General features: G+C 69.6%; 22 protein-coding genes and 1 pseudogene. 8 read left to right on the forward strand and 15 right to left on the reverse strand.

The window, feature by feature from the left end; translation table 11 throughout:
* Positions 1-305 precede the first annotated feature (305 nt).
* The 5 genes from E5P3_RS05695 to E5P3_RS05715 form a co-directional block, all read right to left on the reverse strand.
* Positions 306-947 (reverse strand): histidine phosphatase family protein, encoded by a 642-nt coding sequence (locus tag E5P3_RS05695; protein WP_162585094.1) that lies wholly within the window; start codon positions 945-947, stop codon positions 306-308.
* Positions 948-981: 34 nt separating this feature from the next.
* The gene (locus E5P3_RS05700; RefSeq protein ID WP_162585095.1) at positions 982-1,611 is read right to left on the reverse strand and encodes a DUF4136 domain-containing protein; all 630 of its coding nucleotides are present in this window, start codon (positions 1,609-1,611) and stop codon (positions 982-984) included.
* A 45-nt stretch (positions 1,612-1,656) separates the two neighbouring features.
* Positions 1,657-2,571, reverse strand: a complete 915-nt coding sequence (ttcA, locus tag E5P3_RS05705) for a tRNA 2-thiocytidine(32) synthetase TtcA (protein ID WP_162585096.1) — start codon at positions 2,569-2,571, stop codon at positions 1,657-1,659.
* 142 nt (positions 2,572-2,713) lie between these two features.
* The gene (locus tag E5P3_RS05710) at positions 2,714-3,103 is read right to left on the reverse strand and encodes a dihydroneopterin aldolase (RefSeq protein ID WP_162585097.1); all 390 of its coding nucleotides are present in this window, start codon (positions 3,101-3,103) and stop codon (positions 2,714-2,716) included.
* The gene (locus E5P3_RS05715) at positions 3,100-3,891 is read right to left on the reverse strand and encodes an SDR family oxidoreductase (protein ID WP_162585098.1); all 792 of its coding nucleotides are present in this window, start codon (positions 3,889-3,891) and stop codon (positions 3,100-3,102) included. Before E5P3_RS05715 ends, E5P3_RS05710 begins: the two co-directional genes overlap by 4 nt.
* A 20-nt stretch (positions 3,892-3,911) precedes the next feature.
* Here E5P3_RS05715 and E5P3_RS05720 point away from each other — a divergent pair, with 20 nt between their 5' ends.
* Together E5P3_RS05720 and E5P3_RS05725 are read left to right on the forward strand one after the other, a co-directional pair.
* On the forward strand, positions 3,912-5,009 hold the full coding sequence (locus E5P3_RS05720; RefSeq protein WP_162585099.1) for a class I SAM-dependent methyltransferase: 1,098 nt from the start codon (positions 3,912-3,914) through the stop codon (positions 5,007-5,009).
* Between the two features lie 95 nt (positions 5,010-5,104).
* The gene (locus tag E5P3_RS05725; protein ID WP_232072990.1) at positions 5,105-6,418 is read left to right on the forward strand and encodes a hypothetical protein; all 1,314 of its coding nucleotides are present in this window, start codon (positions 5,105-5,107) and stop codon (positions 6,416-6,418) included.
* Between the two features lie 33 nt (positions 6,419-6,451).
* On the opposite strand, the gene E5P3_RS05730 is transcribed toward E5P3_RS05725, so the two are convergent.
* A complete protein-coding gene (locus E5P3_RS05730) occupies positions 6,452-6,868 on the reverse strand; it encodes a DUF5329 family protein (RefSeq protein WP_162585101.1) in 417 nt (138 codons plus the stop codon).
* Positions 6,869-6,971: 103 nt separating this feature from the next.
* Here E5P3_RS05730 and hisN point away from each other — a divergent pair, with 103 nt between their 5' ends.
* From hisN to E5P3_RS05750, 4 genes are all read left to right on the forward strand, one after another.
* A complete protein-coding gene (gene hisN / locus E5P3_RS05735) occupies positions 6,972-7,754 on the forward strand; it encodes a histidinol-phosphatase (protein WP_162585102.1) in 783 nt (260 codons plus the stop codon).
* A 145-nt stretch (positions 7,755-7,899) separates the two neighbouring features.
* Positions 7,900-8,808: a helix-turn-helix transcriptional regulator gene (locus E5P3_RS05740; RefSeq protein WP_162585103.1), complete on the forward strand. Its 909-nt coding sequence runs from the start codon at positions 7,900-7,902 to the stop codon at positions 8,806-8,808.
* Between the two features lie 46 nt (positions 8,809-8,854).
* Entirely contained in the window at positions 8,855-9,049 is a 195-nt protein-coding gene (locus E5P3_RS05745) for a DUF2905 domain-containing protein (protein ID WP_068677862.1), read from the forward strand.
* Positions 9,050-9,053: 4 nt separating this feature from the next.
* Positions 9,054-9,980 (forward strand): ROK family protein, encoded by a 927-nt coding sequence (locus tag E5P3_RS05750; protein WP_162585104.1) that lies wholly within the window; start codon positions 9,054-9,056, stop codon positions 9,978-9,980.
* Here E5P3_RS05750 and E5P3_RS05755 read toward each other — a convergent pair.
* Positions 9,977-10,747 carry an SDR family NAD(P)-dependent oxidoreductase gene (locus tag E5P3_RS05755; protein WP_162585105.1) on the reverse strand — a complete coding sequence of 257 codons (771 nt, stop codon included), beginning with the start codon at positions 10,745-10,747 and terminating at the stop codon, positions 9,977-9,979. The genes E5P3_RS05750 and E5P3_RS05755 overlap by 4 nt on opposite strands.
* Positions 10,748-10,874: 127 nt before the next feature.
* Between E5P3_RS05755 and E5P3_RS05760 the strand changes: the two genes are divergently transcribed.
* Positions 10,875-11,771: a LysR family transcriptional regulator gene (locus E5P3_RS05760; protein WP_162585106.1), complete on the forward strand. Its 897-nt coding sequence runs from the start codon at positions 10,875-10,877 to the stop codon at positions 11,769-11,771.
* Positions 11,772-11,775: 4 nt separating this feature from the next.
* Here the strand turns inward: E5P3_RS05760 and E5P3_RS05765 are convergent.
* Positions 11,776-13,206: pseudogene (locus E5P3_RS05765) on the reverse strand (aminotransferase-like domain-containing protein); the annotation flags it as partial.
* Between the two features lie 176 nt (positions 13,207-13,382).
* Here E5P3_RS05765 and E5P3_RS05770 point away from each other — a divergent pair.
* Positions 13,383-13,706: a hypothetical protein gene (locus tag E5P3_RS05770; RefSeq protein WP_162585107.1), complete on the forward strand. Its 324-nt coding sequence runs from the start codon at positions 13,383-13,385 to the stop codon at positions 13,704-13,706.
* Between the two features lie 2 nt (positions 13,707-13,708).
* On the opposite strand, the gene otsA is transcribed toward E5P3_RS05770, so the two are convergent.
* From otsA to E5P3_RS05805, 7 genes are all read right to left on the reverse strand, one after another.
* Positions 13,709-15,094 carry an alpha,alpha-trehalose-phosphate synthase (UDP-forming) gene (gene otsA / locus E5P3_RS05775; RefSeq protein WP_162585108.1) on the reverse strand — a complete coding sequence of 462 codons (1,386 nt, stop codon included), beginning with the start codon at positions 15,092-15,094 and terminating at the stop codon, positions 13,709-13,711.
* A 13-nt stretch (positions 15,095-15,107) separates the two neighbouring features.
* Positions 15,108-17,051 (reverse strand): glycoside hydrolase family 15 protein, encoded by a 1,944-nt coding sequence (locus tag E5P3_RS05780; protein WP_162585109.1) that lies wholly within the window; start codon positions 17,049-17,051, stop codon positions 15,108-15,110.
* On the reverse strand, positions 17,048-17,809 hold the full coding sequence (otsB, locus tag E5P3_RS05785) for a trehalose-phosphatase (RefSeq protein WP_162585110.1): 762 nt from the start codon (positions 17,807-17,809) through the stop codon (positions 17,048-17,050). Before otsB ends, E5P3_RS05780 begins: the two co-directional genes overlap by 4 nt.
* Positions 17,810-17,933: 124 nt before the next feature.
* Positions 17,934-19,190: a multifunctional CCA addition/repair protein gene (locus E5P3_RS05790; protein ID WP_162585111.1), complete on the reverse strand. Its 1,257-nt coding sequence runs from the start codon at positions 19,188-19,190 to the stop codon at positions 17,934-17,936.
* A gap of 62 nt (positions 19,191-19,252) precedes the next feature.
* Positions 19,253-19,936 (reverse strand): glutathione S-transferase family protein, encoded by a 684-nt coding sequence (locus tag E5P3_RS05795; RefSeq protein WP_162585112.1) that lies wholly within the window; start codon positions 19,934-19,936, stop codon positions 19,253-19,255.
* A gap of 88 nt (positions 19,937-20,024) precedes the next feature.
* Positions 20,025-20,594, reverse strand: a complete 570-nt coding sequence (locus E5P3_RS05800; RefSeq protein ID WP_162585113.1) for an MgtC/SapB family protein — start codon at positions 20,592-20,594, stop codon at positions 20,025-20,027.
* Between the two features lie 22 nt (positions 20,595-20,616).
* Complete coding sequence (locus E5P3_RS05805; protein ID WP_162585114.1) at positions 20,617-22,638, reverse strand: lytic transglycosylase domain-containing protein; 2,022 nt, start codon at positions 22,636-22,638, stop codon at positions 20,617-20,619.
* Between the last annotated feature and the right edge of the window lie 2 nt (positions 22,639-22,640).

Genomic DNA, 22,640 nt, shown 5'->3' on the forward strand with positions numbered 1-22,640 from the left:
CTGGCGACACATGTATCGACCCCGCGGTGATTAACTACAAAGCATTCAAACCACCAGGGCCGATATTGCTCTCCGGGGGCGAATCGCGCCACCTTACGAAAGCCATGCTGGCCGCCTATGCCGTTCGGACACCCTGCGACACTCCACGCATTTGGTTGCGTTCGGCGTGTCAGCCTGAAACCCGTCTGGTCACGATTTTGCCCCTGTTTTTACATTTTGAATACAAAGGGGGTACTGCAAAAGGCTTGAAAGCGGTAAGAACTCATAGAAAAGTTCTATTTCAGGCGTTTCGCCCGCGGGGCGGCTCAGGTCGTCGCTTCGTCCAGCGTGCCGTGGTCGAGGTGACTGACATCGCCCCAGCCAACGAGCGTGAACCCCTGGGGGGTCCAGAGAAGGCGGTTGATGGCGGCATTGCCCAGGTGCCAGGTGCGCGGGGCCTGGAGTTCCTGGCGGGTGGCGGCGCGGTAGAGCACGTCCATCACGCCGCCATGGGCCACGAGCACGACCAACTCGCCCGGATGCCGCTGCGCCAGTTGCCCCGCGATGCCGGTTACCCGCTGCCTGAACGCCAGCAGCGATTCGCCGCCGCCTTCCGGCGCGAATTCCGGGTCGCGGGTGCGCCAGAGCCGGGCCTGTTCTGGCAGCGAGGCGTCGATGTCGGCAAAGGTGCGGCCCTCGAAGTGGCCGAAGGCCCGCTCGCGCAGCCCGGGCTCGGGCAGCACCTCGATGGCGCGCGGGCGCGCGATCTCGAGGGCGGTCTGCCAGGCACGGGCCAGGTCGCTGGCGTAGATGGCGGCGACGGGCTCGTCCGCCAGCGCCTCCCCGACGCGCCGGGCCTGCCACAGGCCGGTGTCGTTCAGGCCGATGTCGAGCTGGCCCTGGATGCGGGTGTCGACGTTCCAGGCGGTTTCGCCGTGACGCACGGCGATGAGTCGGGTGGCCTCCATTGGAAAGATTCTAGGAGGGGGTGGACTCCGAACGTCAGTTCCTGGCGGCAGGGATCTCGATGTCCACCCGCCGCTCGCCGGCCGGCGGATTCGGGAAGCCCTGCAGCGCGGCCTGGAACATCACCGGCAACACGGCCCCGCTTGCGGTGTAGGGGCCGTCGTTGCGGGCGTGCGTTTCATAGACGACGCGGTTGGAGGGGAGCTCGCGCAGCACGATGCTGACCTCGCGCGCATACCAGGGATTGGCCGGCGGCGTGAAGGCCGGCCCGTACCAGCCGCCGCCATACCAGCCGCGCCCGTGCCAGCCTGCACCGTAGCCCCAGGGCCGGTAGCCCGGGGTCCAGGCGCCGTGGAAGTACCAAGGGTCGGCCCAGGGCGAGAGCTCGGCCGTCACGCGTGCGCCGATCTGCGCCGTGTATTGCGGGTTGGCATCGTCGCGGCGCAGGCCGACGCGTTCGAGCGCGGCGCCGGCCATCGCCTCCAGCTGCTGTTGCTGCGCCTCGCTGGCCTGCTGGGAGGGCAGTCGCTCGAAGCGGTAGGTGGCGCCTGCAGGCACGGCGCCGAGGCTCGAGAAGCTGCGGACATCGCTGTCGACCACCCAGCGGGTGGCGCAGCCCGCGAGGCCGGTGCAAAGCGCGAGGGCGGCGACTCTGGACTTTTTCATGCGGATCTCCTCGTCGGCGGGCCAGCCTCGCGCGAGGCCCCGCCCTCAAAGCTGCACGACGCGAAGCGGCGAAGGCGGCGGGAAATCCGGTGGATCGAAGGCCTTGTCACCTTCCTCGTCGGCCACGCCGGTCGTCCTCAGACCCTTGAAGTCGAAGGCCGTTCCGTCCAGCAGGTGCGAGGGCACCACGTTCTGCAGCGCGTTGAACATGTTCTCGATGCGTCCGGGGTGCTTGCGCTCCCATTCGCGCAGCATCTCGCCGACCTGCTTGCGCTGCAGGTTCTCCTGGCTGCCGCAGAGCGTGCACGGAATGATGGGGAAGGCGCGGTGCTGCGCCCAGCGCACCAGGTCCTTCTCGGCCACGTAGGCCAGCGGCCGGATCACGATGTGCCGGCCATCGTCGCTCACCAGCTTGGGCGGCATCGACTTGAGCTTGCCGGCGAAGAACATGTTGAGGAAGAAGGTCTGCAGCATGTCGTCGCGGTGATGGCCCAGCGCGACCTTGGTGGCGCCCAGCTCGTCGGCCACGCGATAGAGGATGCCGCGGCGCAGCCGGCTGCACAGGCCGCAGGTGGTCTTGCCCTCGGGGATCACGCGCTTGACGATGGAGTAGGTGTCCTGCTCCTCGATGTGGAAGGGCACGCCCAGCGCCTTCAGGTAGGTGGGAAGCACTTCCTCGGGAAAGCCGGGCTGCTTCTGGTCGAGGTTGACCGCGACGATGTCGAAGTGCACCGGCGCGCGGGCCCTGAGCTTGAGCAGGATGTCGAGCAGCGCGTAGCTGTCCTTGCCGCCAGAGACGCAGACCATGACCTTGTCGCCCGCCTCGATCATGTTGTAGTCGAAGATGGCGCGGCCGACCTCTCGGCACAGCCGCTTCTCCAGCTTGTGGGTCTCGCGCTCGATCCTGGGCGATGTGGCGCAAGGTGACCCGATTTCGACGTCAGTCCAAAGAGCACTCATGGTGCAACCCGCTTTCCAATACAGCCAACAAGAGAACTTGATACCAGGAACACCGCGGAACTGGCTTTGCCAGGCCGCTGGTGTTGCCCCCGGTGAGGGGGTGGGCGGCTACACGAAGTGAGCCAACCTGGGGGAGAGCCATTCATTTGCTCCTGAAAACTTCAACCCCGACCGCTGCGCAATCGGGATACACATCGGGCTTGGCGGTCGACACCCGCGCCGCCTGCACCTTGGGATGCATGAGCACCTGCGTGAGGATGTCGTCGCACAGCGTCTCCTGCAAGTGGATGTGCCCCTTGGACAAACGCGTGGCGACAGTGCGGCGGATGAAGTCGTAGTCGACCACCTCGTCGAGCTCGTCGGCCTTGGGCGTGGAGACGTCCAGCGGCACGTAGAGATCGACGTTGATCACCACACGCTGCTCGGCGCGCTTCTCGAACTCGTGCACGCCGATGTTGATCCAGACCTCGTAGTCGCGCAGAAAGAGGCGCCTGCAGGTACTCAGCAACGGGTCGATGGAGGTCGGGCTCATGACTTGGGTGCTTTCAGCAGCTCGTCGACGACGAACATGATGTCGCGCGGCAGCGGCACCAGGTGCTGGCCGTTGTCCACGCTGAGGGTGCTGCCGGTCACGCTGGGCGTGCCGGCGAGGAAGACGCAGGTGCGCGCCACGTCGGCCGGATCGATGGGCCGCCGCAGCAGGTTGGCGCGCGCCGCCTGCTGGAAGTTGTCCTCGTCCTGCGGCCCGCTGCGGTAGAGGATGCCCGGCGCCACGCCGCACACGCGCACCGCCGGTGCCAGCGACTGCGCCTGCAGCGCCACCGCGCGCTCCAGCGCGAGCTTGGACACGGTGTAGGAGAAGTAGTCCGGATTCAGGTTGTGGACCTTCTGGTCGAGGATGTGGATCGCGCAGCGGTCGATGCCGTCGCCCGCGGCGGCGCGTTGCGCCAGCAGGCGCGCGAAGTCCAGCGGCGCGATCAGGTTCACGCCGATCTGGCGCAGGGCGGCTTCCTCGTCGAAGTCCAGGCCGGTGTCGGGCTCGAAGGCCGAGGCGTTGTTGACGATGCAGCCGACAGGGCCCTCGATGCGTTCGAGCAGGGCGCGCCGCCCCGCGGCGCTGCCGATGTCGGCCTCGATCGCCGTGGCCCGGTGCCCTTCGCCGCGCAGCCGGGCGCACAGCGCCTCGGCCTCTTCGCGCGAGGCGCGGTACTGGCACCACACCGGCCAGCCCGCGCGCGCGAAGGCTTCGCAGACCGCGGCGCCGAGCCGTCGGCCGCCGCCCGTCACGAGAACGCCGGGGCGTAGGGTGGATTCGGGCATGCTGATAGATTTCCTGTCTTATGAACGAGGAGCCGGGCGCCGCGCGCGCCAACCCCCTGACCCGGATTATCGACGCCGCCCTGCAGCGCGACGGCGGCTGGCTGTCCTTCGACCGCTTCATGGCCCTGGCTTTGTATGCCCCCGGCCTGGGCTACTACGCCAACGCGAGCCGCAAGTTCGGCCGCATGCCCGATTCGGGCAGCGACTTCGTCACCGCGCCCGAGCTCACGCCCCTGTTCGGGCGGACCCTGGCGCTGCAGCTGGCCGAGGCGCTGGATCGCACCGGCACCGACGAGATCTGGGAGTTCGGCGCCGGCTCGGGAGCCCTGGCGGTGCAACTGCTCGGGGCGCTGGGCGAACGCGTCGCGCGCTACCGCATCGTCGACCTGTCCGGCACCTTGCGGGAGCGCCAGCAGCAGGCGCTCGCGCCGTGGGCCGCCAAGGTCGAATGGCTTTCCGAGCTGCCGGCGCGGATGCGCGGCGTGGTGGTGGGCAACGAAGTGCTCGACGCGATGCCGGTCCAGCTGCTGGCGCGCCGCGGCGGGGTGTGGTTCGAGCGCGGCGTGATCGCGCAGGATGCGGGTTTTGCCTGGGACGACCGCCCGACCGAACTGCGTCCGCCGGTGGAGATCGCCGGCGCGCACGACTACCTGACCGAGATCCACCCGCAGGCCCGTGCCTTCATCGCCACGCTGGCGGAGCGCCTCGAACAGGGCGCCGCCTTCTTCATCGACTACGGCTTTCCCGAAGCCGAGTACTACCACCCGCAACGCCACATGGGCACCGTCATGTGTCACCGCGGCCACCAGGCCGATGCCGATCCGCTGGTCGAAGTCGGCGCCAAGGACATCACCGCCCATGTCGATTTCACCGGCATCGCCCTGGCCGGGCAGGACGCCGGCCTGGCAGTGCTGGGCTACACCAGCCAGGCGAGGTTCCTGCTCAACGCCGGCCTCCTGCCGATAATGGAAGAGGCTTCGCTCGCCGAGCGAACGCTGGCGGCGCGGCTGATCCACGAGCACGAGATGGGCGAGCTGTTCAAGGTGATCGGCTTCGCGGCGGGCGAGGGCTGGGAGCCGATCGGCTTCGCCGAAGGCGACCGCAGCCATACGCTGTGATGCAGGAGAGGCGGGCACCAGAGGCCCGGGCGCGATTGCGGCACCTCGACACAGTCCTCCTGGCCGCCGTGCGCGCCGCGCCGCGCAGGTACCGCATGCCGCCGTTGCCGGCCGACGCCGATGCGGCCGCGTCGATCGGGGTGGACGCCGCACTTGCCTTCGCGATCGAGACTGTGCGCGCCGTGCGCGAACGCGGATCGACAACGCCGGCGCGCATGGAAGATTTTTTTACGCATGCCCTTGCCGGCCTGATCCGCAGGGCGCTCGCGCCCGAAGGCGGCGACCCGGTATTCCAGGCGCTCGTGCTTCAGGCGCAGAGCGCGGAAGTTCGCGAGTATGTGCGCATGGCCTCGCAACTCGCGAGCGACCGTCGTGCGGTTCGTGCCGCCACGGATGCCATCGGACATCCCGGCAAGCTGCGCGACATGCCCGCCGGCGCGACGCGGGATGCGCTGGCCCGCTTGCACCGTCTCGCGGCCGACAGTGCCTGGACAGAGCTGGCCGCGGCGACCGGGCAACCGCTCGCACAGGACATCACGGCAGGGGAGCAGGTGGTGCGTTCACTGCTGGAGGGGCTCCGCTCGAGCCCGGCACTGCAGCGTCTTGCGCATGGCAGCGCATTGCTGCGCAATGAAGCCGTGCAACGCTACCTGCGGCTGAGCGAACGAAGGGGGCCGCCGGCGGGCAGCGATGCCGCGGCCGCGTCGGGGCGCGCGTCGGCCCGCCTGGGTGAACTGGCCGAGCACGCCGCCGTGCAGGCCTTAGGCGCCATCGCCGAATTGCTGAACCGGCACCGCGAACAAGGCGGCGGCGGCTACCGTGTCGTGCAAAGCCTTCGCCCGCCGCGAGGGTTCCCCGGAGAGACGAACAAGGCGAAGGACGAATGGGACGCGGCGATCCTGCGAAGCGGCCAGGACGGCGCCGACGAGATCGTTCTTCTTGCCGAGATCAAGGCATCCCCTGCTGCTGCCACGTCCGACTTCTCGCGGCTCCTGCGCGGCTTGCGGCGACTCGCGCATGCCGACCCCGACCGCACCTATGCCTTTGCTTCGGTACACGGCCAGACGCACATCGCGGGCACCTCGCTTTGCAGGCTCCGGCCCCATGGCCATTCGCTGCCGCCCCACGTGATCTATTGCTGTTCCGCGCCGAGGGAATCGCATCCGCCGTACTTGAGTGCAGCGACAAGGGCGGTCCTGCTCGGCGGGCCCGCTAGCTTTGCATTCGCGTGCCGGCTCGCGCGCGGCGAGGCGCCGCCGGATTCGGAGCTCCTTGCGGTGTGGAGCGCCCTGGCAACAGAGCCTCGATTGCGCTCGGCGCTCTACCAGTACGAAACCGCGAAGCGGGTGCGCGACGCCATGGTGCACCCGCTCGACCTCTTGTCTGCGATGGGCAACGGGCCTGCCTAGTCGCCTTGCCTCAGTCCTAATCTGGCGGGCGCGTCAACGGCCGGGCAGGGGCTGTTCGGGCAGTGTCCGCGAGCGGCCCTGCTGCCGCATCGCGTGCAGCTCCTGCATCAGGAAGCCGCGTGCCTCGAGCGCCTTGCCGTCCGCGAGCGTGACCATGTAGGGCTTGCCCGTCACTTCCGAGCGCGAGGCGCAGCGCTCGATGAAGTCTTCCGCCGTCACGATCTCGTTGCGGAAATGCTTGTACTTGGCCTGCATGTGCTCGGCCGCCTCGGCGGCGTTGTGTGCCTCGTTGTTGCGCAGGAACTTCATCGTCGTCATGCCCTGGACGCGCGCGATCAGGGCCATGATCAACTTGTGTTCCTGCTCCGAGGGCGTGGCGGCGGCGAGCGGCGCCATGGCGGCCAGCAGGCAGAGGGCGGCGATGCGAAGGCACCGGCGACGATCGGGCATGGGGGCCTCTTGTTGGAGCTGTTTGAAAGCCATGCTCGCCCAGCCCGGGCAGCATGTCAAACAGCCGTCTCGGGTCTAATCGGCTTCTTTGGCCCGTTCCTCCATGAGCTCCACTGCCTCGCCCCAGGATGCCCTGCGCATCGCCAACGCCCTCGCCGACGCCGCCGCCGCCCATTCGCTGCGCCTGTTTCGCACGCCGTTGGAGGTGATCGCGAAGGCCGACGAAAGCCCGGTCACGATGGCGGACCGCGCGGCCGAGACGGCGATGCGCGAGATCCTGGCCACGCAGCGGCCGGCCGACGGCATCTTCGGCGAGGAGCACGGCCCGGAGCGCGTGGACGCCGCCGACGTCTGGGTGCTCGACCCGATCGACGGCACGCGCAGCTTCATCACCGGCTCACCGCTGTGGGGGACGCTGATCGGGCTCGTGCGCGGCGGCCGCGTCGAGCTGGGCATGGTCGACATGCCGGTGCTGGGCGAGCGCTGGGTCGGGCAGGCCGGCCTCGGAGCGCAGCGCAACGGGCAGCCGGTGCGCGTGAGCGCCTGCGACAGCGTCGGGGCGGCGCGGATCTTCACCACCTCGCCGGACATCTTCGGACCCGCCGACTGGGAGGCCTTCGACCGGCTGAGCCGGCGCTGCGCGATGCGGCGCTTCGGCGGCGACTGCTACAGCTACGCCCAGCTGGCCGGCGGCAGCATCGACCTGGTGGTGGAGACCGGCCTGCAGCCCTACGACTACCTCGGGCCCGCGGGCCTGATCGAGGCCGCGGGCGGCGTGATCACCGACTGGGAGGGCCGGCCGCTGGGCCTGGCCTCGAACGGCCGCGTCGTTGCCGCGGCCACGCCCGCGCTGCACCGCGAGGCGCTGGCGATCCTGAACGCCTAGCCTGCGAGCCGCGCACGGGACAGATGTCCCGCTCGCGCGCCGCGCCACGGGCCCCGGCCCTCGAAAGCGGGACAGGCGCCCCGGGACGGAACGCACCCGGCCACGAACAATCGATGCTCCCCTTCATGTTTCATGGGAGTCCTCGATGTCCATCCACGCGATCCATGCCGCGCCCGCCAAGCGCTTCCATGTTGCGCATGCCTGCGCCGCTGCCGGGCTGCCGGGGCCGCACGTGGCGTCGCTGGGCCTGGTCGATGTCGAGGCCCTCGGAGGCGGCGTGCACCGGGGGCTGCCGCATGAGCTCTTCATGGTCACGGCCTACTGCGACGAGCGGCTGGACTGCCGCAGCGCCGGCGATGGCCGCGCGCTGCGCGTGATGGTCTCGGCCCTGCGTACGCGCCCCGTGGACTTCCAGACGCAGGGCCGTGGGCAGATGGCGGTCGCGATGCTCACGCCGCTGGGCCTGCTGCGCGCCTTCGGCCGGCCCTGGGACAGCCTTTGCAACGAACGCTTGCCGCTGCGCGAGATCGTCCCCCCGTACCAGGAGGCGATCCTGCACGGCGCGCTGATCGATGCGGCGGCGAGCCCGCAGCGCTGCGCCGTCTTCGGGCGCTGGCTCGAGACCCGCATCGGCGAGCGCCGCCCGCTGGGCTGGCAGGCCGAGCGCGTGGCGGCGGCGGCGATGTCGCTGCTCGAGGCGCCCGGGCTGTCGGTCGACGAGCTGGCCTCCCAGCATCGGGTAAGCCGGCGCCAGCTCGAGCGCGACTTCCGCCACTGGCTGGGCGTCGCGCCCGCCGGCTATGCGCGGCTGGTGCGCTTCCAGCGCGCCGCCTGCGCGATCGCCGAGGGCATGCCGCTGGCCCATGTGGCGGCCGAGGAGGGCTATGCCGACCAGGCCCACATGACCCGCGCCTTCTCCGATACGGCGGGCGTCACGCCGCGCGAGCTGCGCGAGGGGGGCGGCCCCGCCAGCGCGCTGCGGGCGGCCTTTGCGCAGCGCATGATCATGCTGCCCGCCGCCGGCGAACCCGAGGCGCTTCGGCTGGCAGCCTGAGACCGAAGGGCCGCGAACGCGCGGCGCTAGTACTAGACTGTCCCCCATGATTCGCTGGCTGATCGTCGTCGTGCTCGCGCTGCTGTTGATGAGCGGCCTGACGCAATGGCTGCGGCGCTTCGGCTTCGGGCGCCTGCCCGGCGACTTCGAATTTCGCGCCTTCGGGCGCGAGTGGCAGCTGCCGATCGGGAGCACCGTGGTGCTCAGCATGATCGCGGCCTTGATTGCACGATGGATCTGACCCCATGAGAGCCTGCGTCGATATCGGCGGAACCAAGGTGGCCGTGAGCCTGTCGCCCGACAGCAGCTCGCCGCTGGTCGGCCGCCGCAGCGAGCCGACCGCCAAGACCGGCAGCAACGATGCGGTGGCGCTGCAGATCCTGCGGCTCATCGACGAGATCTGCGCCGAGCAGGGCATCGCCGCCGCCTCGATCGACCGCGTGGGCGTGTCCTCGGCTGGCCCCTTCGTGCTGCGCGATGGCCAGGTCGAACTCGCCACCCCCAACATCTGCGGCGGCATCGCGGGCCCGGCGCGCGGCCTGCCCAACGACTGGATGACGGCCGTGGTGGAGGCGCCGCTGCGGCAGCGCTTCGGCCAGGTGCGGGTGGAGAACGACGCAGTGGCCGCGCTCGAGGCCGAGCGCACCTGGGGCGCGCTGCAAGGCATGGGCCACTGCGCCTATGTCACCTGGAGCACCGGCGTCGGCGTGGGCCTGTGCGTGGACGGCCGCATCCTGCACGGCAAGAACGGCAATGCGGGCCACGCGGGGCACAGCTTCGTGGCCGACGGCGACAACAGTGCGCTGTGCGGCTGCGGCAACGTCGGGGACGTCGAGGCCCTGGTCGCCGGCAACTCCATCGCCCGCCGCTTCGGCCGGCCGCCGCCCGAGCTGTTCGCCGCCGCCGCGGCCGGCGAGCCGCAGGCATTGGCCACCACCGAGGCGCTGTGCCGGGTGATGGGCCGCATGCTCTACAACCTGATCGCCACGCTCGACCTCCAACGCATCAGCCTGGGCGGCAGCGTGTTCTGGCACAACCGCGATTTCCTGCTGCCGCGCCTGCAGGCCGAGATCGACGGCAAGCTGGTCGCGCTCACCCGCGATGCGGTGCTGGCGCCCGCCGGGCTGGGCGACAAGGTCGGCGACTACGCCGCCCTCGCGTTGCTCGATTAGAGGAACATCCCGCCCGAGACCTCGATTCGCTGGCCGGTGATCCAGCGGTTCTCCGGCTGGAGCAGCGAGGAGATCGCACCGCCGATGTCGTCCGGCTGGCCCGCGCGCCCGAGCGCGGTTTGCGAGGCAACCATGCTGTTCACCTGGGCGTTGTCGCGCACCAGGCCGCCGCTGAAATCGGTCTCGATGGCACCCGGTGCCACCACATTGACCGCGATGCCGCGCGCACCCAGCTCCTTGGCCAGGTAGCGCGTCAGTACCTCGATGCCGCCCTTCATTGCCGCGTAGGCCGCATGGCCCGGGAGGGTAAAGCGCGCGAGGCCGGTCGAGATGTTGACGATGCGCCCGCCGTCGGCGATCAGCGGCAGCAGCTTCTGGGTCAGGAAGAAGGGCCCCTTGAGGTGGATGTTCATCAACTCCTCGAACTGTTCCTCGGTCGTCTCCTCGAAGCTCGCGTGAATGCCGATGCCGGCGTTGTTCACCAGGTAGTCGAAGCGCTCGCGTTGCCAGACCTCGCTCAAGGCCGCCTTCACCTGCGCCGCAAAGGTGGCAAAGCTCGCGCTGTCCGCCACGTCGATCCGCAAGGCAACGGCGCGCCGGCCCAGGTCTTCGATCTGCCGCACCACTTGCTGCGCCTCATCGGCGCCGCTGCGGTAGGTCAGCAGGACATCGACGCCGCGCTCGGCCAGCCTCAGCGCGCTGTTCTTGCCCAGCCCGCGGCTGCCGCCGGTGATGCGGGCGATGGGGTTGGTGGTTGGGGTGTTCATTTCGCTTCCTTGACAGAGTGCTACGGTGAAGTGAACTGTATGGAAGAACAATGAACGGATAAACTAGCTGAAAAAGATAGAACTGTTCAGGTAGAAAGAACAATAAGCCGAGAATTGGCTCTTCACCATGGACCTCGACACGCTTCGCATCTTCGCCAAGGTGGCTGAACTGGCCAGCTTCACCCGCGCCGCCGAGCAGCTGGGCCATCCCAAGGCGCGCGTCTCCACCGCCGTGCAGCAGCTCGAGGGGCAGCTCGGCACCCGGCTGCTGCACCGGACTACCCGCAGCGTGCGCCTGACCCAGGACGGCGAGCAGTTCCTCGAGCGCGCGAAGGAGCTGGTGGCGGACGCGGACGAGCTGCAATCGATGTTCCAGCAGGCGCCCAGTGCCCTGCGAGGGCGGCTGCGCGTGGACCTGCCGGTGGGCCTCGCGCGCCGCATCGTGATCCCGCGGCTGCCCGAGTTTTTTGCCGCGCATCCGCAGCTGGCGCTGGAGCTCAGCACCACCGACCGGCTGGTGGACCCGGTGCACGAGGGCTTCGATTGCGTCCTGCGCATCGGCCCGTTGCGCGATTCGGGGCTGGTGGCGCGTCCGCTGGGGCGGCTGCGGCTGATCAACTGCGCGAGCCCCGGCTACCTTCGTGCGCACGGCGTCCCGCGGACGCTGGAGGACCTGGCAGGGCATCGCCTGGTCCACTACTCGCCCACGCTCGGCGGCCAGGCGCCCGGCTGGGAATACCACGACGGGGAGCGCTACCGCTTCCAGCCCATGGGTGGCCAGATCACCGTGAACAGCTCCGAGGCCTACGAAGCCGCCTGCCTCGCAGGCCTGGGCCTGATCCAGGCGCCGGTGCTGGGCCTGCAGGCGCTGATCGACCAGGGGCTGCTGGAGGAGGTCATGCCGCAGGCGACGGCTGAGCCGATGCCGGTGACGCTGCTCTATCCGAACCGGCGCAACCTCTCCCAGCGCGTGCAGGCGATGCTCGACTGGCTGGCCCGGACGCTGGCGCCCCTGCTGCGTTAGCGCCGAGCGCGGTGGCGATGGCGCCCAGGCGCCGCAGCGCGGCATCGACCGCCTCGCCATAGGGCCAGCCGCAGTTGATGCGCAGGTAGTGGTCGAAGCGCGAGGAGTTCGAGAACAGCGTGCCGGGCGCCACCACGATGCGCTCGGCGAGGGCCGCTTCGAAGACCCGCATCGAGGACAGTCTTTCGGGCAGCTCCACCCACAGCTGCAGCCCGCCCGGCGGCAGGTTGATGCGCGTGCCCGGCGGAAAGCAGCCGGCGATCGTGTCGGCGGTCTGCTCGCGCTGGGCCTTCAGGCATTGGCGCAGATGGCGCAGATGGCGGTCGTAGCCGCCGGTGGCCATGAACTCGCCGGCCGCGGCCTGCGCGAGCGCCTCGTTGTTGCGCGTCTGCGCGAACTTGAGCATCTCCACCCGCGCCTGCCAGCGCCCGGCCGCGATCCAGCCCAGGCGCAGGCCGGGCGCGAGGATCTTGTGCAGCGAGGCGCAGTGGATCACGTTGCCGGCGTCGTCGAAGGACTTGAGCGCGCGTGGCGGGACCGGCGCATCGATCAGTTCGCTGTAGGTGTCGTCCTCGATCAGCGGGATCGCATGCTGCGCGCACAGCTGCGCAAGCCGTGCCTTGTGGGCATCGGGCATCACGCTGCCGAGCGGGTTCTGCAGGTGCGGCACCACCACCACGGCCTTGATGTTGTCGTAGGTGCGGATGGCGAGGTCCAGGGCCTCGATCGAGAGGCCGGTCTGCGGGCTGGTCGGGATCTCCAGCGCCTGCAGTCCCAGGCTCTCGAGCACCTGCAGCAGGCCGTAGAAGGTGGGCGACTCCACCGCCACCGTGTCGCCCGGCTGCGCGACCGCGCGCAGCGCGAGGTTCAGCGCCTCGATGCAGCCGTTGGTGACCAGGATCTCGTCCGGCGAGATCGCCATGCCCACGCGCAGGCTGCGCTGCGCGAGCACTTCGCGGAACGGGCGGTGGCCCTTCAGCGGCGCGGCGACCGCCAGCATGCCGGGGCGCTGGCGCAGCAGGCGCGTCATCGCGTTGCGCAGCGCCTCGGCGGGATAGAGCTCCGGCGCACCGCGCGCGATGGACAGGTCGAGCTTTTCGGGCACCTGCCGGCGCCGAGCCACGAAGTCCGAGACCTTGGCGTGGATGCCCACGTACTGCGCCGGGTCGGGCGCCCGGTCGGCCGCCGGCTCGTCCATCGGCGCCATCGCCAGGCGGCGCGGCCGGCGCACGAAATAGCCCGAGCGCTCGCGCGCCTCGACCCAGCCTTCGCTTTCCATCGAGCGGCACAGCTGCAGCGCGGTCGACAGGCTGATGCCGTGCTGTCGCATCAGGTGGCGCAGCGAGGGCAGCTTGTCGCCCGGCTTGAGCGAGCCGGCGTGGATCGCGTCGAGGTAGTGCGCGGCCAGCTGGCGGTAGAGCGGGGTGGAGTCCATGGGGCGATGCTGCGGGAAGGACCGCGGCGGGAACAGATGCAGACAGCGGCGAAAACCACCATAACAGATGCGGTGTGGAGGCGGCTGTTCTGCCTTCGATCGTCCCCGGCTGTGCCTGTTTGTCGAGCGGCTTGCTGCCTACGATTTCAGCATCCACCACTCCCCCGAGGCCGGCCATGATTTCCACGGATTTCTCTTCCACCACCAGGCTCCTTCCCGGGCAGTCGCTGCGCGTCGCCCTCGATGCCGGCACCGCGCTGATGGTGCTGGAAGGCCGCGTACGGATCATTTCGCCGCCGTCATGGTTCGGCGAGACCGCGTTCAGCGTGAAGAACGAGTTCGAGGAGGGAGAGGCCTATGTCGCCGAGCGTGGGGGCTGGGTCGAAGTCGATGCGCTGGCGCCGGCGCCAGCGCGGATTTGCGGCCTGCCGCAGCCGGCGCCGGGCACGGCGCTGCGCCCTTCCCCGGTGACGCGGTTGCTGCGCCTGCTGCTCGCCTGAGCCTAGCGCACGCTCTCTGCTTCGCGCAGTGCGTCGAGGAAGGTGCGCCGCCACCAGTGCACGTCCTGCGCGCGGATGCGCGACAGCAGCTTCTGGTGGCGCTCCCGGCGCTCCTCCAGCGGCATCTGCAGCGCCTGCTGCACGGTCTCGGCGGTGCCGTGGGTGTCGTAGGGATTGACCAGCAGCGCTTCCCTCAACTGCTCGGCGGCCCCCGCGAAGCGCGACAGCACCAGCACGCCCGGATCGGCCGGGTCCTGCGCCGCGATGTATTCCTTGGCCACCAGGTTCATGCCGTCGCGCAGCGGCGTCACCAGCCCGACCGCCGCGGCCCGGCACAGGCCCGGCACGCGTTTGCGCGCCACCATGCGGTGGATGTAGCGCACGGGCATCCAGTCGAGCTCGCCGTAGTCGCCATTGATGGCGCCGCACAGCGCCTCGAGTTCGCGCCGGATGTCGGCGTAGGCGTCCACCGTCTCGCGGGTGGGCGAGGCGATCTGGATCAGCGTCGCGCTGCGGCGGTTCTCGGGGTAGTTGGCCAGCAGCTCGCGGAAGGAGCGCACGCGGTTCGGGATGCCCTTGGAATAGTCGAGCCGGTCGATGCCCAGGAGCAGCCGACGGCTGGAGTACTCGCGCCGCATCGTCTCGTACATGTCGCGCGATTCCTTGCCGTGAGTGAGCGCCGCGAATTCGTCGACGTCGATGCCGATCGGGAAGGCGCTGCAACGCACCGTCTGCCCATAGGCGCGGTACAGGTCGCGGCCCACGGCTTCGCCGTTGGCCTCGTTGCGCACGTATTGCTCGAAGTGCTGCACGTCCTGCTGCGCCTGGAAGCCGATCAGGTCGTAGGCGAACAGCGAGCGCATCAGCCATTCGTGCTGCGGGATCGCGGCCATGATGATGTGCGGCGGCAGCGGAATGTGCAGGAAGAAGCCGATGCGCTGGCGGCAGCCCATGCCGCGCAGCTCGGCCGCCAGCGGAATCAGGTGGTAGTCGTGGATCCAGATGATGTCGTCGCTCTTCAGGAGCGGCAGCAGCTTGCGTGCGAAGAGCTGGTTCACGCGCCGGTAGCCGCCGATGAAGCCGGCGTCGAAGTTCGCCAGGTCGAGCCGGTCGTGGAACACCGGCCACAGCACGTCGTTGCTGTAGCCCAGGTAGTAGCTATCGTGGTCCTCGCGGCTCAGGTCGATGGTAGCGAGCGTGACCTTTCCGGCTTGCTGGATGCGCAGCTCGCCTTCGCCGGTGGGGCCGTCCTCGACGATGTTGCCGCTCCAGCCGAACCAGAGGCCCCCGGTCTGCTGCAGGCTCTCGCCCAGCGCGACTGCGAGTCCTCCGGCGGCGGGCTTGCGGGGATCGGCGACGCGGTTGGAAACGACGACGAGACGACTCATGGGCTTGTGATGGTCATATGCAGGAGTCCCAAGGCGCGGACAGCCGCACCGCCGCGTTGATGATCCCCACCATCGAGTAAGTCTGCGGGAAGTTGCCCCACATCTCGCCCGTGACCGGATGGGTGTCCTCCGACAGCAGGCCCAGCGGGTTGCGCGCCGCCAGCATGGTTTCGAAGATCTGCCGCGCCTCGGCCTTGCGGCCGATCTTGGCCAGGGCATCGATGCGCCAGAAGGTGCAGATGTTGAAGGCGGTTTCGGGCTTGCCGAAATCGTCGGCTGCCTCGTAGCGGCGCATGTAGGGGCCGTCGCACAGCGATTTCTCCATCGCCTCGACGGTGGAGATGAAGCGCGGGTCGCGCGCGTCGATGAGCCCGACCTCGGTCATCAGCAGGATGCTCGCATCGAGCTCGTGGCCGCCGAAGCTCTCGGCGAAGGCCTGGCGCTCCTCGCACCAGGACTTGGCGAGGATCTCCTCGCGCATCCGCGAGGAATGGCCGTGCCAGTAGGCCGCGCGCTCCGGCAGGCCCAGCGAGCGCGCCACCTTGGCCAGCCGGTCGCAGGCGGCCCAGCTCATCAGCGCCGAGCTGGTGTGCACGCGGGCGCGCGTGCGCAGCTCCCACATGCCGGCGTCGGGCGTGCCGTAGACGCGGATCGCCTGCTCGCCCACTGCCTCCAGGTGCGGGAACTCGGCCACGCCGCCGCGGCTGAGCAGCCGGTGGTCGTGGAAGGCCTGCGAGGCGCCCAGCACGATGTTGCCGTAGACGTCGTGCTGGAAATGCTCCTGCGCCTGGTTGCCCACGCGCACCGGGCCCATGCCGCGGTACCCGGTCAGGCCCTCGACGAAGGACTCGGGCAGCTCGCGCTCCAGGCCGATGCCGTAGAGCGGCTGGATGTGCTCGCCGTGCGAGCCGATCACCACGTTGGCCAGCCAGCGCAGGTAGTCCTCCATGGTGCCGACCTCGGACAGGCTGTTGAGCGCCCGCACCACGAAGAAGGCATCGCGCAGCCAGCAGTAGCGGTAGTCCCAGTTGCGCTGGCTGCCCGGCGCCTCGGGGATGCTGGTGGTCATGGCGGCCACGATGGCGCCCGTGTCCTCGTAGAGGGACAGCTTGAGCGTGATGGCGGCACGGATCACCGCGTCCTGCCATTCGAAGGGGATGGCGAGCCGCTTGCTCCAGGTGCGCCAGTAGGCGATGGTCTCCTGCTCGAAATGGCGCGCCGTGTCGGCGATGCCATCCATCAGCGTCTCGTCGGCGCCGAGCACGAAGTTGTGTTCGCGCGACAGCACGAAGGGCTGCCTCGAGAGCACGTGCGAAACCGGAGCGTCCATGTTGAGGCGCAGCGCGAAGTCCGGGCCCACATAGCGGATGTGGTTGCTGCCGCGCGTGATCTGCGGCGGCGTGCTGCCCCACTGGAAGCGCGGCGCCAGCGAGACGCGCACGCGCGGCGTGCCCTGGATGGGCTTCACCCGGCGAACGATGGTGAGCGGCCGGAAGTAGCGCGAACGGCTGTAGAAGCGCGGTGCGAAGTCCGTGATTTCCACACCCTGCCCGGCGCTGTCGAAGAGCTGGGTGCGCAGCACGGCCGTGTTCGGCTCGTACCACTGCTTGCTGGAGGCGAAGTCCTCGATCTCGATGGCCCAGGCGCTCGCGTCCTCGCCCGTGTGCAGCAGCGCATTGAAGACCGGCTCGCCGTCGAAGCGTGGCAGGCAGCACCAGACCACGCGGCCGCGCGCGTCGATCAGCGCGCTGAAGGAGCAGTTGCCGATCACGCCGACATTGAGCGAGGGATCGGCCGGCGGGCCGAAGCCGCCGCGTGCGGCCGGCCTGGTCACGGCTTCTGGTTGGGCGGCGGGCTTGTCGCTGGCGCTGGCGGCGCCGGCGATCGAGTCGCCGGCCCGGCTTCGCTGCTGCAGTTCTTCCTCCGTGGTCTCGACCTCTTGCAGGTTTTTCGTCATGCGGGTTTTCCTTGGGTGCCGGATGGCGTGTCGGCCAGCAGTTTGCGTGCCTCGACCAGCCATTCGAACACGGCGAGCGGGGAATCGAGCCGGTGCAGCGCCAGGCTGGGACCCGATCCGACCTTGATCGCCACGCCGCCGCGCGGCTGCACGACGGCAAAGCCGCTCTCATCGGTGGTGTCGTCCCCGGCGAAGACCGGTGTGCGTCCGGCAAACGGCGCCTCCCGCATGAAGGCGTCGATCGCGGTTCCCTTGTTGGTGCCGGCAGGCTTGACCTCGAACACGAACTTGCCGTGCATCAGCTCCAGCTGCGGCTGGTCGGTGATGGTGCGCAGCAGCGCGTCCCGGCACACCGCCTCGAGTTGGGGCGCGAGCCGGTAGTGCAGCGCGATCGCCGCGTGCTTGCGCTCCACCAGCAGGCCCTCGTAGACGCGGGCCAGTTCGTTGGCGGTGTCCAGCACCTCGGTCAGATCGGGCGGGCGCTGCTCCTGCATGTCCCCTTCGGCATCGCGGCGCTGCACGCCGTGCTCGCCGGCGGCCGGCAGGCGCAGCGGCGCGAGGAAGCGGTCGAGCACGTCGATCTGCCGGCCGGACACCACCGCCAGCGCGCCGCCCAGCAGGTCGGACAGGTCGCTGAGCAGCGGGACCAGTGCGCTGGGCACCTCGATCGCCTCGGGGGTCTCGGCGATCGCCACCAGCGTGCCGTCGAAGTCGAGGAAGAGCGCGGCATCGTGGGTGAGGCGGGGAGGCATCTGCATGGGGGAAAACCATAGCAGACTCGGAAGGCGAGGGGGGTCGGCAGAAATCCAATTCATTGAAACAAGGCGAACGCGGTGGGACTGCGCCGACTGGCCGATGGGCGCGAAGGCCCCTGCCGGGCCTTCAGTCCTGCGACGCCAACGCCTGTGCCACTGCAGTCACGCGCGCGCGGGCGATTCTTTCTGCGATCTTCGTTCCCGCCGCGCCCTCTGCCTGCGCCTGCGCCGCAATCGGCGCGGTGGCCACCGAACGTGCCGCCGCCAGCGCTTCGCGCAGGCGTTGCCGCTGCGGGTAGGGGCTGTCTTCCATTCCCAGCCGCCCGCGCGCATCGCATTCGCAGGCCAGCAGTACCTGCTCGAAGCGCGCCGGCTTGCGAAAGGCGTCGCAGCGCTCGAGCAGCCGCACCAGCGCCTGCGCGCCGAACTCCCCGCTGCGGTGAATGTTGCCGTGCTCGCGCGCCACCACCTCGGCCAGTTCGCGCAGCTCCACCGGCACGCGCCAGCGCTCGCAGACCTCGCGCAACAGGTCCACGCTGCGCTGTTCGTGGCCGATGTGGCGCGGCAGCAACTCGGCCGGCGTGGTGCCCTTGCCGAGGTCGTGCACCAGGCAGGCGAAGCGCACCGGGAGCGGCGCATCCAGGCGTGCCGCGGTGTCCAGCACCAGCATCAGGTGCCGGCCGGTGTCGACTTCGGGATGGTGGGCTTCGGGCTGGGGCACGCCCCAGAGCCGATCCACCTCGGGCAGCAGCACGGCGAGCGCGCCGCATTCGCGCAGCAGCTCGAACATGCGCGAGGGCCTGGCTTCCATCAGGCCGCGCGCGAGCTCCTGCCAGACGCGCTCGGGCACCAGCGCGTCGGCCTCGCCGGCGTCGACCATCTCGCGCATCAGCGCCATGGTTTCGGGCGCTATGCCGAAGTCGGCGAAGCGGGCGGCGAAGCGCGCGACGCGCAGGATGCGTACCGGGTCCTCGCGGAAGGCATCGGTCACGTGGCGCAGCACCTTGTGCTGCAGGTCGCGCCGGCCGTGGAAGGGATCAACCAGGTGGGCGAGGTCCAGCGTGGCGCCGGCCTTGGCGGACGGCAGCGCGATGGCATTGACCGTGAGGTCGCGCCGCGCGAGGTCCTGCTCCAGCGTCACCTCCGGCGAGGCATGAATGACGAAGCCGCGGTAGCCGGGCGCGCTCTTGCGCTCGGTGCGGGCCAGGGCGTATTCCTCGCGCGTCTTGGGATGCAAAAAGACGGGGAAATCGCGGCCCACGGGCAGGTAGCCCTGCGCGGCCATTTCCTCGGGCGTGGCGCCGACCACGACCCAGTCGCGGTCACTGCCGGGCCGGCCCAGCAGGGCATCGCGGATGGCGCCGCCGACGAGGTAGGTTTGCATGCGCCTCAGTTTAGGCGCTGGGCCTCAGGCGGCCTGTCGGGTGAGTCGGCTCTCCCTATCCCTCAGCTCTCGATGCGGTAAGGCTCGTCGACGACCACGAATCGCTTCTCGACCAACGCCTCGTCGATCCAGGCCTTGACGCCGGGCAACTGCTGCACGCGCTCGATGTAGGCCGCGATCCCGGCAGGTACCGGCAGGCCGAAGGTCTTGATGCGCACCCCGACCGGTGCGAAGTACGCATCCGCGATGCCGAACTCGCCGAACAGCATCGGCCCGCCATGGGCCTCCAGGAGGCCGCTCCACATCTGCACGATGCGCGCAAGGTCGGCGCGCACCTGCGGCTGGTCGCGCAAGATGATCTTGCCCTGCAGGCGCAGGTCGGCCTCGATGTTCATGCCGCAGTGGGTGCGCAGCGCGGCGAAGCCCGCGTGCATCTCGGCGCAGACGCTGCGCGCATGCGCGCGGCGGGCCTTGTCGCGTGGCCAGAGGGGCTTGTCCGGGTGGTTCTCGGCGAGGTATTCGCAGATTGCCAGCGTGTCGTAGACGACGATCGCGCCGTCGACCAGCACGGGCACGCGGCCGGCCGGATTGAGGGCCTCGATGGTCTTCTTGAAGTGCGAGTCGGCATCGAGGGAGTCGAAGGGCACCATGACCTCCTCGAAGGCGATGCCGGCCTGCTTCATGAGCACCCAGGGGCGCATCGACCAGGACGAGTAGTTCTTGTTGCCGATATAGAGCTTGAGCATCGCGTTTCTCCGGTTCCTGCTGGAAAAGCTTTCGATGCTAGCGCCCGGTCGTTGCGCGATTGATGCCGAAGGCGCTCGGGATTGATGCTCAGCGCTTGTTCGTGTCGTTGCCATCGGCATCGCTGCCCGGCGGGACGATCATGCGCTTGCCGTCGCCACCCGATGGCGGGCCGACCACGCGCTCGACGGCCTTCACCACATGCGGCACCAGCGAGAGCACGGCCAGCGCCAGCAAGGTACTGAGCACTGCCGTCACCTCGCGGCCGAGACCGCAGGCCATGCCGATAGCGGCCGTCATCCAGAGGCCGGCCGCGGTGGTGAGGCCCTGCACATGCCGCTCGTCGCGGCCCTGCTTGAGGATGGTGCCGGCACAGAGAAACCCGACGCCCGCCACCAGGCCCTGGATCACGCGGCTCATGTCGGCCGGCTCGATACCGGACTGCTGCGGGACGAGCACGAAGAGTGCCGAGCCGATGGCCACCAGCATGTGGGTGCGAACGCCGGCTGCCTTGCCCTGCTGCTCACGCTCGAAGCCGAGCGCGAAGCCGAGCACCGAGGCCAGCACCAGGCGCACCGTGATGCGAGTGAGCTGGGTGACGTCGCCCACGTCAGAGAACTCGGCCGCGACCGTGGTTGCGACCTCGTCCCACCAGGTCATTCGACGACCTCCCCAGCGCTCATCAAGGCAGGTCCTTGTTGGGCTCGGGCTCGGCGGCTTCGCGGGGGCCCACGGTGCCGAGGCGGTCCTTGAGCGACTGCGGCCTGCCGGTGAGCAGGGCGGCGTAGTTGGTGGTGTTGGCCAGCACCTTCTTGACGTAGTCGCGGGTTTCGTTGAAGGGCACGTTCTCGGCCCATATTGCGGCCTCCACGACCGGGCCGTTGCGCCAGTTGCGCGGCCGGCCGGGGCCGGCGTTGTAGGCCGCGGCGGCCAGCGGCATGGAGCCGTCGAAGTCGTCGAGCGCGAGCTTGAGGTAGTTGGTGCCGATGGTGACGTTGGTGTCGCGGTCGTTGATCTGGCTCGGCGTGAAGCCGGAAAGGCCGATCTTGCGGGCGGTCCAGCGCGCGGTGGCGGGCATCACCTGCATCAGGCCGGAGGCGCCGACGCCGGAGCGCGCGTCCATGATGAAGCGGCTCTCCTGGCGGATCAGGCCGTAGACGTAGGCCGGGTCGAGGCCGATCTCCGCGCTCTTGGCGACGACCGTTTCGCGGAAGGGCATGGGATAGCGCTGCTCGACGTCGATCATTCCCTTGGTGCGCTCGCTGGTGTTGATGCAGCGGTCCCAGACCTCGCGCTGGCAGGCGAGGTCGGCGGCGGCGAGCAGTTCGCGGTCGCCCATGCCGCCCTTGTCGTGCAGGTTGGTGGCGTAGTTCCACTCGCGGACGCCCTCGGAACGAAGGCCGGTCTCGATCGCATACAGCGCGCGGGCCAACGCCGGATTGCTGCGCGCCGCTGCCTTCTCCTCGGGGGTGAGCGGCGCGGGGCGGGTCGGCACGCTGGCGCGCTGGCCCAGTTCCTCCAGCGCCAGAAGCTCGTAGAAGCCGCGGGTGCCGGCAATGCTCTCGTACAGCGTGCGCGCCTCGGCCCGGCGCTCGTCGCCGCCCTGCACCTGCAGGGCGCGCGCCTTCCAGTAGACCCAGGTCGGGTCTTCCTGGGTCGAGTCGCTCATGGCGGCGATGGCGGCCCGCACTTCCTTCCAGTTGCCGCTGCGCAGGGCCGCGCGGGCCTTCCAGGCCAGCATGTCGTCGGACAGGTCGGCGTTCTTCGTGACGTTGGCGAATGCACCGGCGGCGGCCGGCGAGAGCTTGACTGCGTACTGGCGGCCGATCGCGCCCCATACCCAGTTGCGCTCCTCGGGGGAGAGCATCACGCTCCACTTGCCATCGAGCTGGGAGGCCGCCATGTCAGGGTCGGCAATGGTCATCTTGATCAGTGCCAGCGTCACCAGCTCGCGCCGCGCCTTGCCAGGGGCGACGCCACGGCCGGCCAGGAACTTCGCCATGCTGGCATTGAGCTCGTCGAAGTGCGGCACGGCATCGGGCGCGGCCAGCAGCACCGCGGCGCGCGCCGCCTGCGGGCGGTTCATCTCGATCGCGAGCCGCGCCTTCTTCCAGGCGTCGTTGGGCGACATCATGCGCGCCGAGATCATGCGGTCGGCCGCGGTCAGGCAGCCGTCGTCGAGCTCGCGCTGGCCCAGCCAATTGCGGCGCACCTCCGCGGCCTGGGCGGCGGTGGGGTTGCCGGAGCGCAGCGCCTCGACGAGCACGGCGTAGCACCGCACCTGGGCATCGTCGTTCATGCGGAAGGCCGGGTGCAGCGCGGCGAAGCCGTCCCAGTCGCGGCGCTGCCCGAGCAGGAGGAGCCAGTCGTTGCGCAGGCGGTCCTCCTGGTAGGTGCCGGCGTAGCGCGAGAGGAAATCCTGCACCTCGGAGGGGCTGGCTTCCCCAAGGCGCGCCTTGAGCTCCCAGTAGGCCGCCCACGGCTCGAGCAGGTGACCGCGGGCCTGCGGCAACAGGGCGGACAGGCGCGCCTTGTCACCGCGCTGGGCGGCCTGTTTCATCTGCATGATCACGTCGTCGCTTCCGTTCTGCGCGCGTGCCGGCTGCAGCCATGCCGCGGCGACGATTGCGAGCGAAAGAAGGAGGGTGGGAAAGGGGGCGCGAGGACGACCGCGCGCAGGTGCCAAAATGCTTGCGAACTGCATCG

The organism is Variovorax sp. RA8, from assembly GCF_901827175.1.
GTDB lineage: Bacteria > Pseudomonadota > Gammaproteobacteria > Burkholderiales > Burkholderiaceae_C > Variovorax.

Coding starts and splice junctions, on each gene's coding strand:
- E5P3_RS05695 (WP_162585094.1), bottom strand. CDS start 947: ATGGAGGCCACCCGACTCATCGCCGTGCGTCACGGCGAAACCGCCTGG.
- E5P3_RS05700 (WP_162585095.1), bottom strand. CDS start 1,611: ATGAAAAAGTCCAGAGTCGCCGCCCTCGCGCTTTGCACCGGCCTCGCG.
- ttcA (WP_162585096.1), bottom strand. CDS start 2,571: ATGAGTGCTCTTTGGACTGACGTCGAAATCGGGTCACCTTGCGCCACA.
- E5P3_RS05710 (WP_162585097.1), bottom strand. CDS start 3,103: ATGAGCCCGACCTCCATCGACCCGTTGCTGAGTACCTGCAGGCGCCTC.
- E5P3_RS05715 (WP_162585098.1), bottom strand. CDS start 3,891: ATGCCCGAATCCACCCTACGCCCCGGCGTTCTCGTGACGGGCGGCGGC.
- E5P3_RS05720 (WP_162585099.1), top strand. CDS start 3,912: ATGAACGAGGAGCCGGGCGCCGCGCGCGCCAACCCCCTGACCCGGATT.
- E5P3_RS05725 (WP_232072990.1), top strand. CDS start 5,105: ATGCCGCCGTTGCCGGCCGACGCCGATGCGGCCGCGTCGATCGGGGTG.
- E5P3_RS05730 (WP_162585101.1), bottom strand. CDS start 6,868: ATGCCCGATCGTCGCCGGTGCCTTCGCATCGCCGCCCTCTGCCTGCTG.
- hisN (WP_162585102.1), top strand. CDS start 6,972: ATGAGCTCCACTGCCTCGCCCCAGGATGCCCTGCGCATCGCCAACGCC.
- E5P3_RS05740 (WP_162585103.1), top strand. CDS start 7,900: ATGTCCATCCACGCGATCCATGCCGCGCCCGCCAAGCGCTTCCATGTT.
- E5P3_RS05745 (WP_068677862.1), top strand. CDS start 8,855: ATGATTCGCTGGCTGATCGTCGTCGTGCTCGCGCTGCTGTTGATGAGC.
- E5P3_RS05750 (WP_162585104.1), top strand. CDS start 9,054: ATGAGAGCCTGCGTCGATATCGGCGGAACCAAGGTGGCCGTGAGCCTG.
- E5P3_RS05755 (WP_162585105.1), bottom strand. CDS start 10,747: ATGAACACCCCAACCACCAACCCCATCGCCCGCATCACCGGCGGCAGC.
- E5P3_RS05760 (WP_162585106.1), top strand. CDS start 10,875: ATGGACCTCGACACGCTTCGCATCTTCGCCAAGGTGGCTGAACTGGCC.
- E5P3_RS05770 (WP_162585107.1), top strand. CDS start 13,383: ATGATTTCCACGGATTTCTCTTCCACCACCAGGCTCCTTCCCGGGCAG.
- otsA (WP_162585108.1), bottom strand. CDS start 15,094: ATGAGTCGTCTCGTCGTCGTTTCCAACCGCGTCGCCGATCCCCGCAAG.
- E5P3_RS05780 (WP_162585109.1), bottom strand. CDS start 17,051: ATGACGAAAAACCTGCAAGAGGTCGAGACCACGGAGGAAGAACTGCAG.
- otsB (WP_162585110.1), bottom strand. CDS start 17,809: ATGCAGATGCCTCCCCGCCTCACCCACGATGCCGCGCTCTTCCTCGAC.
- E5P3_RS05790 (WP_162585111.1), bottom strand. CDS start 19,190: ATGCAAACCTACCTCGTCGGCGGCGCCATCCGCGATGCCCTGCTGGGC.
- E5P3_RS05795 (WP_162585112.1), bottom strand. CDS start 19,936: ATGCTCAAGCTCTATATCGGCAACAAGAACTACTCGTCCTGGTCGATG.
- E5P3_RS05800 (WP_162585113.1), bottom strand. CDS start 20,594: ATGACCTGGTGGGACGAGGTCGCAACCACGGTCGCGGCCGAGTTCTCT.
- E5P3_RS05805 (WP_162585114.1), bottom strand. CDS start 22,638: ATGCAGTTCGCAAGCATTTTGGCACCTGCGCGCGGTCGTCCTCGCGCC.